General features: G+C 45.2%; 12 protein-coding genes, 1 tRNA gene and 1 riboswitch. Of the genes, 6 read left to right on the forward strand and 7 right to left on the reverse strand.

What is annotated here, in order from left to right:
• Nucleotides 1–39 precede the first annotated feature (39 nt).
• Complete coding sequence (locus KY305_RS19370) at nucleotides 40–1,200, reverse strand: MFS transporter (protein ID WP_223063879.1); 1,161 nt, start codon at nucleotides 1,198–1,200, stop codon at nucleotides 40–42.
• 54 nt (nucleotides 1,201–1,254) lie between these two features.
• A riboswitch (purine riboswitch) is annotated at nucleotides 1,255–1,354 on the reverse strand.
• Between the two features lie 176 nt (nucleotides 1,355–1,530).
• Between KY305_RS19370 and KY305_RS19375 the strand changes: the two genes are divergently transcribed.
• From KY305_RS19375 to KY305_RS19385, 3 genes are all read left to right on the forward strand, one after another.
• The gene (locus tag KY305_RS19375) at nucleotides 1,531–2,244 is read left to right on the forward strand and encodes a GntR family transcriptional regulator (RefSeq protein WP_223063880.1); all 714 of its coding nucleotides are present in this window, start codon (nucleotides 1,531–1,533) and stop codon (nucleotides 2,242–2,244) included.
• A gap of 140 nt (nucleotides 2,245–2,384) precedes the next feature.
• Complete coding sequence (locus tag KY305_RS19380) at nucleotides 2,385–3,059, forward strand: FadR/GntR family transcriptional regulator (RefSeq protein WP_223063881.1); 675 nt, start codon at nucleotides 2,385–2,387, stop codon at nucleotides 3,057–3,059.
• A 1-nt stretch (nucleotide 3,060) separates the two neighbouring features.
• The gene (locus KY305_RS19385) at nucleotides 3,061–4,278 is read left to right on the forward strand and encodes a CynX/NimT family MFS transporter (RefSeq protein ID WP_223063882.1); all 1,218 of its coding nucleotides are present in this window, start codon (nucleotides 3,061–3,063) and stop codon (nucleotides 4,276–4,278) included.
• A 90-nt stretch (nucleotides 4,279–4,368) separates the two neighbouring features.
• On the opposite strand, the gene KY305_RS19390 is transcribed toward KY305_RS19385, so the two are convergent.
• From KY305_RS19390 to KY305_RS19415, 6 genes are all read right to left on the reverse strand, one after another.
• Nucleotides 4,369–4,683, reverse strand: a complete 315-nt coding sequence (locus KY305_RS19390) for a DMT family transporter (RefSeq protein WP_214801375.1) — start codon at nucleotides 4,681–4,683, stop codon at nucleotides 4,369–4,371.
• Nucleotides 4,683–5,012, reverse strand: a complete 330-nt coding sequence (locus tag KY305_RS19395; protein ID WP_214801370.1) for a DMT family transporter — start codon at nucleotides 5,010–5,012, stop codon at nucleotides 4,683–4,685. The genes KY305_RS19390 and KY305_RS19395 overlap by 1 nt, the downstream gene beginning before the upstream one ends.
• A gap of 72 nt (nucleotides 5,013–5,084) precedes the next feature.
• Complete coding sequence (locus KY305_RS19400) at nucleotides 5,085–5,666, reverse strand: TetR/AcrR family transcriptional regulator (RefSeq protein ID WP_223063883.1); 582 nt, start codon at nucleotides 5,664–5,666, stop codon at nucleotides 5,085–5,087.
• A 115-nt stretch (nucleotides 5,667–5,781) separates the two neighbouring features.
• The gene (locus KY305_RS19405; protein ID WP_223063884.1) at nucleotides 5,782–7,344 is read right to left on the reverse strand and encodes an APC family permease; all 1,563 of its coding nucleotides are present in this window, start codon (nucleotides 7,342–7,344) and stop codon (nucleotides 5,782–5,784) included.
• Between the two features lie 274 nt (nucleotides 7,345–7,618).
• Nucleotides 7,619–8,464: a manganese catalase family protein gene (locus KY305_RS19410; protein WP_223063885.1), complete on the reverse strand. Its 846-nt coding sequence runs from the start codon at nucleotides 8,462–8,464 to the stop codon at nucleotides 7,619–7,621.
• A gap of 114 nt (nucleotides 8,465–8,578) precedes the next feature.
• A complete protein-coding gene (locus KY305_RS19415; protein WP_223063886.1) occupies nucleotides 8,579–9,022 on the reverse strand; it encodes an SRPBCC family protein in 444 nt (147 codons plus the stop codon).
• A gap of 134 nt (nucleotides 9,023–9,156) precedes the next feature.
• Between KY305_RS19415 and KY305_RS19420 the strand changes: the two genes are divergently transcribed.
• The 3 genes from KY305_RS19420 (at nucleotide 9,157) to KY305_RS19430 (ending at nucleotide 12,412) form a co-directional block, all read left to right on the forward strand.
• Nucleotides 9,157–10,158 (forward strand): NADPH:quinone oxidoreductase family protein, encoded by a 1,002-nt coding sequence (locus KY305_RS19420; protein WP_223063887.1) that lies wholly within the window; start codon nucleotides 9,157–9,159, stop codon nucleotides 10,156–10,158.
• A 439-nt stretch (nucleotides 10,159–10,597) separates the two neighbouring features.
• Nucleotides 10,598–12,019, forward strand: a complete 1,422-nt coding sequence (locus tag KY305_RS19425; RefSeq protein ID WP_223063888.1) for a sugar porter family MFS transporter — start codon at nucleotides 10,598–10,600, stop codon at nucleotides 12,017–12,019.
• 316 nt (nucleotides 12,020–12,335) lie between these two features.
• Nucleotides 12,336–12,412: transfer RNA gene (locus KY305_RS19430), tRNA-Arg, on the forward strand.
• The last annotated feature ends 64 nt before the right edge of the window (nucleotides 12,413–12,476 follow it).

Here is a 12,476-nt window from a genome sequence, read left to right on the forward strand (position 1 = left end):
AGCCAAAGGACTATCTTTGGTTTTTTTGCGGTCTTTTCTTCATGCAGATTTACTTTTCAAAGCGGGCCTTGTTAAAGAAAATACGGCTAACCCGACAGCGATGATGACAATCAAACCTCCGCACCATGCCGTTGATATGACGGAGCCTGTTTGTCCGATTACACCGCCCCCAATGGCTGACCCGAGCGCAATGCCGATCTGTAAAGCAGAAGTGTTAAAGCTCTGCTGAATATCGGAGGATTCAGGGGCAATACGGATTAAATAGCTTTGCTGCGCAGGCGCGAGGCTCCAGCTGAGCAATCCCCAAATGACCATCGCAGGCAAGAAAATAACCAGAGACACCGTCGTTAACGGAAGGATGAACAGGATAACGGCAAATGATACGGTCACAAGCAAAATGCTTTTAAACGATCCTAGACGGTCAGAGAGCCAGCCTCCAAACGGTCCTCCGCATACCGCTGATATCCCGAATAGGAAGTAACACACACTGACCCAAACAGAATTCAGATGAAGCGTCGCTTCTAAAAAGGGCGCAAAGTAGGCATAAAGCGTGTAGTGCCCGGCCAATGTAAACAAGGTGACAAGATGTGCGCTCGCAATTTTGGCGCTGCCGATCGTCTTGATTTGCTCACGAAACGGAATCATCTTTTCAGCCGGTATTTTCTCAAAAAAGATGCTGATAATGAGCATGGAGAGAAGAGATAATAACCCGATCCCTAAAAATAAAACACGCCAGCCGAAGGAATTGCTGATGATAATTCCAACCGGCACGCCTAAAGCGATTGCGGAGCTGAAGCCCATGAAAATAATGCCGATCGCCCGCGCTCTGTATTCAGGCGCGACAATTTTAGGCGCAATGGTTAAAGACAGAACCACAATCAGCCCCGTGCTCATGGAGGCCAGCACCCGAGACATCATAAGCACAGCGAAATTCGGGCTGAAGTAAGCGACAAGATTACTCAAAAAGAAGATAAACAGTGCAATTAAATAAAGCCGCTTTCGTTCAGCCTTTGCCGTCGCTGCCAAGAGCAGCGGGCCGGAGATGGCATAACCAAGAGCAAACACGCTGATCAGCTGTCCCGCGCTCACGATGGATATGTGCAAGTCGGAAGCGATTTGGGGGAGGATCCCGCCCACAATTAATTCAACCAATCCGACTGAAATTGTAGATGCTGCAAGCAGAAAAACTTTGAAATTCATATACAGATACTCCTTTTTTATTTTTTAGAAAATAAAAAATCCTGATTACAAAAAATGTACGAGACAAATTTTTGTAATCAGGATTTTACGGTTCCTGGTAGACACCCTCAAACCATATCATTGAGGTTATACAATAATTCAGTATTCATTTTCTTCGTTTCTGCAAAAAATTCTACCATAATAGTGAGACAGATTCCATAGCAAAATGGAGGAAATCCTTTCAAATTCGATTACAGTCAGATGTAAGGGTCATTGATGAAGAGGTGAAAAAAATTTATGATAGCCGTAAGGAGTCTATAGAGATCAACATTATACAGCCGGAGGAAACCGATGAATAAGTACGAAAGAATCGCCAATGAAATGAGAACGAGGATTAAAAGCAATATATATGCCATAGATCAGCCGATCCCTGATGAACTGACGCTTGCAGAAGAATTCGGATGCAGCCGGATGACGATGAAGCGTGCTCTTGATACGCTTGCGGCCGAGGGCCTGCTTTTCAGAAAAAGAGGGCACGGCACTTTTATCATTCAATCGGCCATGCAGGACGAGCATGTGCACGTGGTCAGCAATGAAATTCTCGGCTTAAGCAATCTGTTAAAAGACAAAGACGTAAAAAGCAGGGTGATCCGGTTTGAAGTGCAATTTCCGTCACAGGAGGTTGCCGCGCATTTAGCAATTGATGAAAAAACCCCGGTTTATTACGTAGTGAGGCTGAGAATTGTAGAAGGTGAGCCGTACGTTCTGGAAAAAACGTACATGCCGGCAAGTCTGATCCCTGGCATTAATGACGAAGTGCTGAATCATTCCATTTATGATCATATTACGAACGGTCTCCGCCTGAAAATCGCCGGAACTCACAGAAAAATCAGGGCGTGTAAATCAGATCAGATGGATCAGCAATATCTTGGCTGTCAATCGGATGACCCGATCCTCGAAGTAGAGCATGTCGGCTTTTTAGATAACGGCACGCCCTTCGAATATTCCTTTTCCCGCCACCGCCATGACAAATTTGTCGTGACGTCTGTGAATATAAAGCGTTAATGAAAGCTGTCAAAGAGTGAGTGAAATAAACTCGCTCTTTTTTTGCGGGCTGAATCAGCCGCTCCCCGATTTACACCGCTCTTTTTCTATGTTATATTACCCAATGATAGAATCATCCTACAAATTGAAGAGGAGTTTTTATGGATATATCAAAAACAAGCAGACTGTCGCTCGTAGAGCAGGTCGTGTCTCAAATTGAATCGTTAATTCAGTCGGATAAATGGCCGGTCGGAACGCGCATTCCCCCAGAGCTTGATTTAATGAAGCAGTTTGATGTCAGCCGAAATACGCTGAGAGAGGCCATCCGGGCGCTCGTTCACGCCGGACTGCTTCAGACAAAACAGGGGAGCGGTACATATGTCAGTTCATCCAGTGCCCTTGGTGCGGCATTTTACCGTCATATTAAAAAATCAAATTTGCTTGAAACATTAGAGGTCAGATATGCGTTAGAACGGGAAGCCGCGCGATTGGCGGCCCTGAGACGCACTGATGAAGATCTCAAAGTGCTCACCGCATGCCTTGATGAATGTGAAGCAGCGATAAAAACCGAAGACCGAAAAGTGTACGCGGAAGCGGATATTAAGCTGCATAAAGCCGTCGTGCAGGCGGCCCATAACAATATGCTGTCAGATCTGTATGAGCATATGACAGAGGCTCTCTATATGTCGGTCCATAATCTTTTGGAAATCACCCCTGATATCCGGGTCCACAGTCAGCTCGTTACGGCGATTATCGGACAAAAAGCGGATCAGGCCATGGAGGCCGTGAACCAATACATTACAGGATTTAAAGATACAATACACATGGAGGATTAATATGAATGCTGAACAAGTCGAACATCAAGAGATAAAAGCAAATCAACGTAAGAAAATGATACTGCTGATCATCGGAGTCATTTTTATAGGAGCGAACCTCAGAGCGCCTCTTACATCAGTCGGACCGCTGGTTGCGTCCATTCGGGACAGCTTAGGCATGTCTAATGCGGCTGCCGGAACCATTACGACCGTGCCGCTGCTTGCCTTTGCATGCCTGTCGCCTTTTGTTCCTTTATTATCCCGGCGGTTTGGGACGGAACTTGTCTTGCTGTCATCATTAATTGTACTGACAGCCGGTATCCTTTTGCGATCATTAGCCGGGATCGGCACTCTGTTTTTCGGAACGGTTTTATTGGGATTATCGATCGCCGTATGCAACGTGCTGCTGCCGAGTCTGATTAAACACAGATTTTCGGGGAATTTAGGCGTCATGACCGGTATTTACTCTGTTTCTATGAATCTATGCGGCGCCATTGCGTCAGGTATCAGTGTTCCGATTGCCTCTTTAGCAGGCTTTGGCTGGAAAGGCGCGCTCGGCTGCTGGGGAATTCTTTCTCTTATTGCGCTTGTCATTTGGATTCCGCAAATGAGAGGCCGGGAAATACCTGCCGGCGCGTTAGGTGCGGAAAGCCGGAAGAAAAACAGCCTTTTGCGGTCACCGTTAGCTTGGAAGGTGACATTGTTTATGGGGCTGCAATCCCTTATTTTTTACACAGTGATTGCGTGGCTTCCGGAGATTCTTCAGCAGAAAGGGCTCAGCTCAAGCACAGCCGGCTGGATGCTGTCATTAATGCAGTTCTCGGTTCTTCCGATTACCTTTATTGTGCCGATTATCGCGGCTAAGATGAAAAACCAGCGCGCACTCGCCGGACTGACGGCTTTATGTTTCCTCATCGGCATAGCCGGAGTCCTCGGCGGAAGTGCGGCTCTTACTCCATTGTGGGTCATCATGATCGGAATAGCCGGGGGGTGCGCGTTCAGTTTGGCGATGATGTTTTTCAGCCTGCGGACACAGCATGTCCATGAAGCTGCCGCACTTTCCGGAATGGCTCAATCATTCGGATATCTGCTTGCAGCGTTCGGCCCCCTCGTGTTCGGGCTGCTGCATGACGTCACGCACGGCTGGACGATGCCGTTATTCATGCTGATTGCAGTATCCGTCCTTATTCTCATTTTCGGTTTGGGAGCGGGTAAAGCCGAACAGATTACAACAAAATAAACACGCAAAAAAGCCAAGGACGCAGCCTGAGTCCTTGGCTTTTTATTTAAAAATAAAATGATCCGTTTTGCCGTTTTAAAGATTGATTTGTCATGTCGTCAGTTTTAAGCCGACGACGCCGACGAGAATAAGACCGAGCGACACCAGTTGTGACAGATTGAACCGTTCCTTAAACCAAAAAATACCGACGGCTGTCACACCGATGCTTCCCATACCGGTCCAAGCCGCATACGCGACACCTGTCGGGAGAACTTGCATCGCTTTAGAAAGGCAAAAGAATGATAGCATAAAGCCAAGAACCATGACAATCAGCGGCCACTTTTTCTTCATGCCGTCAATATGCTTCATGGCAACGGCCGCCACAACTTCTTCTGCCCCGGCAATAAATAACAACAGCCAAGCCATTAGTGTTCACCCCTTGTTTTATTTTCTTTCGTAAATAATTTCATTCCTAAAATTCCGGACAGCAGCAGGGTCAAAAAGAAGATTTGCCCGATGGAAAAAGATTCGCCCAAAAAGACGCCCGTTACGTAAGTGCCGACAGTGCCTATGCCGACAAAAACGGTATACGCCGCAGCCATCGGAATTTTTTTGTACGAGCGAATCAGCAGCAGAAAACTGACGGCTATCAACAGAAAGATGATAATCCAATCAAAAAGCGAATCCGCATATTTAAGGGCAGATGCCCAAACTACTTCTAACAGTCCGGCTATCAATACAAGCAGCCAATACATGATTTATACACCTCTATTATGAATGAATGTCAGTCATTGTTGTGGCGGACAAAAATGATCGGTGCATGCCAATCATTTTTGCAAGCTTCTTTTGAGAAAACTGAAGATCTCTTCTTTATATACATCGAGACCGACGTCCTGTTCACAGCCGATATAAAACCGTTCTGCCGTATTTTCGACAACGTTGATAATCGTTCTGGCCGTCCATCTCACATTAATGCCGCTGATGACCTCATTATGTTCAATCGCTGTACGAATGATGCCCTCAAGCCAAGAATAATAAGGCTGATAAATGGCTTCCCATTTTTCCATGGAATGGTCGATGGCAAGGCCTGAATAACATAGGACGATGATATCTTTATGAAGATGGGTGATGTGAAATGTCTCATCAACCAAAATGTCCAAAACAGTCCAAAAATCCTCAGTTCCGTCTATTTTTCCTTTGATTTTATCCAGCGTCATATGAAGCAGATTCTCTGCAATGGCTGAAATCAATGCGTTTTTAGAAGAAAAATATAAGTAAAAAGTGCCCTGGGCTGTTCCGGCTCTTTTCACGATTTCTGAAATAGAGGCTTTGTCTAAACCCTTTTCAGAAATCACTTCAATCGCCGCTTGCAGGATTTTTTCATATTTTCCCGAGTTTTGTTTTGCCATAGAGAGGCGGCCCTCCTTTTATGAATGACTGTCATTCATTTTATCGTATTTCCTCTTTTTTGTCACCCATAAAACAAAAAAACCGGAAAGAAGCAGATCTTCTTTCCGGCATCCTTCATTTATCACTGTCAATCATAGCCTTAGGCAGACCCGTATATTTCGCCCAGTAATAAATACAAAGCGAACCGATCGCAATCAAAATAAGGTCAAGCGGATTACTGATAATACCCAATCCGTGGCCGAAGGACCCGATATAAGAAAAAATCAGCATCATGACGTAAAAACCGACAATCCACCAAGCCGACTTCAACTGCTGCCGTAAGCTGACGTCTTCCTTAGGAGCGTACTTGCTGAAGCAGAGGTAGACCAAAAACATGACAATTTGAGAACCGAGGAGCCAAGAAACGGTTTTCCACCCGGACCAATACACAATATAAGATGTGAATATAAACGACAGCGGCCCGATGATGCTCATGCCTTTCAAATAAAACGGGCGATCAATATTTTTCGCGTTTACCCGCAGTGCTGCCGAGGAAATCGGCGCAATGGCATAGGAAAGGATTAACGCAACGGAGCACACGTTAACGAGCGCATTCCATGAAGGGAAGGGCAGCGTCCAAAAAACAGCCAGCCCGAACGAGAGCCACAGAGAGGCCCGCGGAGTTCCCGTTTCTTTATTGACCTTGGAAAAAATACTGAATAACGTTCCGTTTCTCGCCCAGGCATAAACGAGGCGTGACGTCGTATTCATAAAGATATTCCCGTTTCCGCCCGGAGATAAAATCGCATCTAAAATGACCAATGTCGCCAGCCATCCTAAACCGAGGATAACCGCAATATCTTTGAACGGAAGAGAAAATTCTTTGCCGATCGCCGGCCAGCCATGCTTTAACGTTTCTGCCGGAATGGCACCGATAAAGGTGATCTGCAGAACTGTGTAAATAATGGTAGAAACGATAATACAGACAATTAATGCGATCGGGATGTTGCGCTTCGGGTTCTGTACTTCACTTGCGACAGCCACAATGGGGTGAAGGCCAAGATAAGCAAACATGACGCCGCCTGTAGAAATCGCGGCCTGAATGCCGGTAAAACCAAAAGGAGCAAATCCGTGAACGGACATATTGCCAGGGTGAAAATGAAAAATCAATACAACAATAACAGTAATCGGAACGACATATTTAAAAATAGAAATAATGAAGTTTGCTTTGGCAAAGGTTTTGACACTCCAATAATTCAGGAGAAAGAACAGGCAAAGCAAAGCAAATTGTAAGATCCAGCCTGCAATTGTCGGCGAATCAGACCCTTTTACCGTTAAACCGGGAAACCAATACGCCACGTATTGGCGGACTGCCGTCACTTCAATGGAAATGAGGCTTGTGTAAGCCACAATGGTAACGAATGAAATTAAATACCCGACGAGATGTCCGTGTGAATAGACGGGATACCGGATAATGCCTCCGGTTCGCGGCAGGGCGGCTCCCAGCTCCGCATACACTAAGCCGATTAACAAAATAATTCCGCCGCCGATCAGCCAGGAAAATGCGCCTGAAGGCCCTGCTTTGGATGCAACATTACTGACGGCAAACAGCCAGGCTGAACCGAATATAGCTCCCATGCCGATTAAAATGAGATCAAAAAGTGAGATGGATTTCTGAAAGTTTCCTTGCTTAGACATTCGCTGCCTCCTTAGAAAAGACATTGTTACTTTTACATAGTTCCCATTATCATTTGAACATACCCATTGATAGGCTGGAAAATTAGGTAAACATTCTCCGTCAAGCGGATCGGAGATGAAGGTATGTATAGAAGGATGTTCAAACAATGGAGAGACTTGATACGGCCGTATGTCAAGATCTCCACGCTTATATTCCCCCTTTTTGTCACAATCAAACATCATTCCATTTCCAACTCAACAAAAAAGAACCCAAGCTCGTCACTTGGGCGCCCCTTTACGCGTTCATATCTTTCAGTCCGGGACTGTGCTCATTCGGCAGTTCAGGCAGCTCAGGAACAGGGAATTCGTTAGGCGGCTCCGACACACTTAATTCGCCCCCGTTTCGGCTTGGTGTTGTTCCCTGCAGAATTTCTCCGATTCGGGTGGAATCCAATCTGAAATTAAATTGGGTATTATGATACCCCATCTCGACAAATTTACGGCATTCCGGATATTTCTCAATATCATAATTCGGAACAGGGAATAATTTGCCCCATTCAACGCCGAGTGTTTCCAACGCTTTTGTGAATGCGTTTTGGTGGGCGTTGTCACGAACAATCAGGAAACCGAGTGTTTCTCTGAACGTCTGATTAGAGCTCATTTCATAAATTCTTGTTTTTTGCAGCACCCCGGTTGATTCGAGCACTACATTGTCCAATAAGTCGGCGATTACATTCCCGTGGCTGTATACCGAAGAGCCGTTCCAAGGATTTCCGCCGGCGTCAACGGGCAAAGAGCTTTGCGCTCCGATAATATAATGGTGCGGATTGGCATGTTTCACCGCTTCATCAAGCGGCGCCTGATCTGACGTCTGATTTCCGGCTCCCTCAGCGCCGCTCTCATCAAGCAGGGCGTTAATCGTATGCTGGACAAGCTCGACATGAGCGATTTCTTCTAAAAATACGCCGCGGAGCAAGTCGCGGAATTGCTTTTCTTTCCCTCTGAAATTAGAGCTTTGGAAAAAGTATTGCATCATTGTGCGCATTTCACCGTAATGCCCGCCTAAAATTTCCTGCAGCACCTTGGCGGCTGCCGGGTCCGGCTTAATAATGTTAATCAGACCTTCTTTGTAATAGTACAAAAACAGCGCTCCCCATCATGTATATTCGTTTCTGCTGTTAGTGTCTTTGCAAATTCGGTTTTTATGTATAAACACAATAAAAAGGGGCGGAAGCACATTCCGCCCATGTCTGATTTAAGCCTCAACCGCTGCCCGAAGCTTATCACTGACAAGCCCTTTCCATCCGTTATCCATCGTACTGTGAATGTCAGAGCTTTTTCGATTCACTTTATTAATGACTTCGTCTGCCTTTTTCCAGCCGCCGTGAATAAGAGTGAATTCCGTATCTCCGTTCTCCGTTTCTTTTAAAACAAATGAAACGATCCAGCCCTCCGTATCCCATGAAAAAGAAAGGCGGTAAGGGGGCTCGATATCCAATAGCTTGCATGGAGAAGGACCGAATGGAGATTCAAGCTGAAACTCACTGCCTTCTTCAGGTGTAAAATCGTTCGGCATAAACCAGAGAGCCAGTCCGTCCGCAGTTGAGACGGTATCCCAGACAACTTGCATCGGCGCCTTTAAAATGATGGTGTGGGTAATATCAGGTAATTCTGTATTGTTGTTTTGCTTGTCAGACATAATTAGAAACCACTCTTTCACTATTTTTCTTCTTGATCATACTACAACAGGGCGGAACATTTGAAATGAAATCAAACTTATTCTATGCTTATTCAAAACCATTCAATCAATTTTCATGCTAAGGAGACGTAATAATGACAAATCAATTTAACGCATTGGTAGTGGATCAACAAGAGAATCAATTCTCAGTAAGCGTTAAGAAGCTGACTGTTGATGATCTGCCCAAGGGCGAAGTGCTGATCAAAGTTTGCTACTCGGGAGTAAATTATAAAGACAGCCTCGCTGCTATTCCAGACGGAAATATCGTAACGTCTTATCCTTTTGTGCCGGGCATTGATTTAGCAGGTATCGTTCTATCCTCAGAAGATGCCCGTTTTAAAAAAGGTGACAAGGTGATTGCGACAAGCTACGGAATTGGTGTTTCCCATTTCGGCGGTTACAGTGAGCTTGCCCGTATTCCTGCTGACTGGATTGTGCCGCTTCCGGAGGGCCTTACGCTCAAAGAAGCCATGATTATTGGAACCGCCGGTTTTACAGCCGCCCTGTCCGTACAGCGGCTTGAAGATAATCATGTCACACCTGAAAAAGGCAAGGTGCTTGTCACAGGAGCGACAGGAGGAGTCGGCAGCTTTGCTGTTTCTATTCTCGCTTCCGGCGGCTATGATGTGGAGGCCAGTACGGGAAAAGAAGATGAAAGCGATTATTTAAAACACCTGGGCGCGAAAACGGTGATTCACCGGGATGAAGTCTACAACGGCACATTAAAAGCATTGCAAAAGCAAAAATGGGCTGCCGCCGTTGACCCGGTCGGGGGTGAACCGCTCGCAGCGCTCCTCAGCCAAATCCAGTACGGCGGTTCAGTGGCAGTAAGCGGACTGACAGCCGGAACAAAACTCCCGGCTACAGTATTTCCATTCATACTAAGGGGAGTAAACCTTCTCGGTATCGATTCTGTCTTCTGTCCGATGGAGACAAGACAGAAAACATGGCGGCGCTTGGCTAAAGATTTCAAGCCATCGGATCTGAAGGCCTTCATTCAACATGAAATAACACTTGAACAGCTTCCTGAGATTCTGCCTTCTCTGCTCAAAGGAGAGGCGAGAGGAAGAACCATTGTCAAGCTGAACGAGGAATAATCAAAAGTCCCCAATTTGCGAATTGGGGACTTTTGTTTGGATGTAACCATTTATTATAGAAAAACGAATGATTATTGAGTATGTTATGGAAATTTGTTGGTTTTAAAATTTATATGGTCATTTATAGGTTATATAAAGATAAATTATAAAATTTTCTGAAATATTTATTGACTGAAAGCGCTTTTAAAATTATGATAATTACAGAAGTGACAATAATATCATTATAACATTACTATGAAATAACTATAAAATAACAATAATATGAAAGGGGAGAGTGGACAATAACTGTAAATGACAACGATTTCGATTGGGGATTGATCTTTTCCTTCATATAATGCTGTTTTTGTCGGTCAAAAGCATGAAAAATCAAATTAGGTGCCGTTATGAATGACTGAATATTTAGATAATGGTCTTACATGAAAAATAGGAGGATTTGAAGATGAATAAACAAAGCAGCCAGAATTCATTTCTGCGTACCATTATTTTAGTATCAACCTTTGGAGGCCTTCTTTTCGGATATGACACAGGTGTGATTAATGGGGCGCTGCCTTTTATGGCGGAAGCCGATCAGCTTAACCTTACAGCGCTGACTGAAGGTATGGTGGCAAGCTCTTTGCTCCTGGGTGCTGCAATCGGTGCGGTTTTTGGAGGACGGCTGTCAGATTTCAACGGCAGGCGGAACAATATTATCTTGCTTGCCGTATTGTTCTTTGTATCGACATTAGGGTGCACGCTAGCGCCAAACGTCACTATGATGATCATCTTCCGTTTTGTGTTAGGTATTGCTGTAGGGGGAGCTTCGGTTACGGTTCCTGCATATTTGGCTGAAATGTCTCCTGCTGAAAGCCGCGGCCGGATGGTCACCCAAAACGAATTAATGATCGTAACAGGTCAGCTGTTAGCCTTCACTTGCAATGCGGTGATCGGCAATGCCCTCGGTGACACTTCTCATGTTTGGCGTTACATGCTTGTCATTGCGGCGCTTCCTGCGGTGTTTTTATTTGTTGGTATGCTCAAGGTGCCGGAGAGTCCGCGCTGGCTTGTTTCTAAAGGAAGAAAAGAAGAAGCTCTTCATGTGCTTAAGCGAATCCGTGATGAAAAGAAGGCACGGTCTGAGCTGGAAGAAATCGAATCCGCATTCAATAAAGAAGCGGAGGTAGAACAGGCGACATTTAAAGATCTGACGGTACCTTGGGTGCGCCGTATTGTATTCATCGGAATCGGAATTGCGGTTGTGCAGCAGATAACGGGTGTAAACTCAATCATGTACTACGGCACTCAAATTCTAAAAGACGCCGGTTTCCAAACTGAAGCGGCTCTTGTGGGGAATATCGCAAACGGAGTCATTTCGGTTCTTGCGACTTTTGCGGGGATATGGCTCCTTGGAAAAGTCGGCCGGCGTCCGATGCTGATGACAGGGCTGATAGGAACAACCTCGGCGCTTCTGCTTATCGGCATTATGTCTATCTTGCTTGAAGGTTCTCCGGCTCTTCCTTATGTTGTCCTGGCATTAACCGTTAGTTTCCTTGCTTTTCAGCAGGGTGCGATATCTCCTGTGACGTGGCTTATGCTATCGGAAATTTTCCCGCTTCGCTTGCGGGGTCTGGGCATGGGAGTAACCGTATTTTGTCTCTGGATCGTTAACTTCTTCATTGGTTTAACCTTTCCGGTTCTGCTCGCGAACATCGGGCTGTCCACCACATTCTTCATATTTGTTGCTTTAGGGCTGGTGTCTATCATGTTCGTGAAAAAGTTCCTGCCGGAAACAAAAGGCTTGTCGCTCGAGCAGCTTGAGCAGAACTTCCGTACTTACCATAAAGAGAATAAACAAAATAGCGCCGAAGCAAAAGTAAGCGGCTGATCAAAAGAAAAGCGGGGTTCTTCGGAATCCTGCTTTACTTAATGGAATATTATATAGAAGAAATGAATAGCTTGAAAAAAGTTTCGTGAAAAGTATTGACCCAATTAATCAGCCATGGTATATTATTAAACGTCGCTGATGAACAACGCGATAACAGCAAGTGAGAAAGTAAAGATAATATCCTTTCTGAAAAAAAGCTTTACAAACTTTCTAAAACGTGTATAATGAGTGAGGTTGAGATAAACCTCGAAAGAAAAAATAAAAAACACTTGACTTCATCACTGATTGATAGTATGATAGTTAAGTCGCCTGATAAGCGCCCGTAGCTCAATTGGATAGAGCGTTTGACTACGGATCAAAAGGTTAGGGGTTCGACTCCTCTCGGGCGCGCCAATTAAAAATGCGGGTGTAGTTTAGTGGTAAAACCTCAGCCTTCCAAGCTGATGTCGTGAGTTCG

This window comes from Bacillus sp. YC2, from assembly GCF_019891195.1.
GTDB lineage: Bacteria > Bacillota > Bacilli > Bacillales > Bacillaceae > Bacillus.